General features: G+C 38.9%; 1 protein-coding gene. It reads right to left on the reverse strand.

Features of this window, described 5'->3' with window-relative positions:
* On the reverse strand, window positions 1-187 hold a 187-nt coding region (locus FK529_RS21020; RefSeq protein ID WP_146564375.1), incomplete at its 3' end, for a hypothetical protein.
* Between the last annotated feature and the right edge of the window lie 314 nt (window positions 188-501).

The following is a 501-nucleotide window of genomic DNA, read 5'->3' on the forward strand; positions in this document are numbered from 1 at the left end:
GTAAAGCGGCTTTTGTAATCATCATACTCTTTAATGCACTCTGATTATCGGTGCGAGCCGACTCAAAGAGCATTCCTAAAGCTTGATCACGCTTTTGCATCAATAGTTCAAAGAGGTCAAAAGGCTCAAAGTGAGAGGGGATCTCACGACTTAAGGTGAAAATTTCTGCTGCAACAGGTGCTTCCATATGGTCTCCTACAATTTAACTAACGCTTTCAGCGGCATCTTAAACAACACATTAAAAATGTTAAAAAGGGTTGCTATTTTTGGGATGAGAGTTGATTAAACTCTCTCTAATTTGATGAGCGCAATATGGAGCATAAAAAAAGACCCGCATATTGCGGGCCTCTTTCTTCGACACTCTTTTTTCAAACATCATAAAAAAGTGCTTACCCGCTACTATGCGCGTAACCACCAACGACGGAAAAAACGGATTGAATGTGTCGAATGAATCATCTATTGTTATATCCTTATTCTATTTTACTATTTTAGGATCTCTCG

Origin of the sequence: Tsukamurella asaccharolytica (assembly GCF_007858435.1) — a bacterium.
Classification (GTDB): Bacteria; Actinomycetota; Actinomycetes; order Mycobacteriales; family Mycobacteriaceae; genus Tsukamurella; species Tsukamurella asaccharolytica.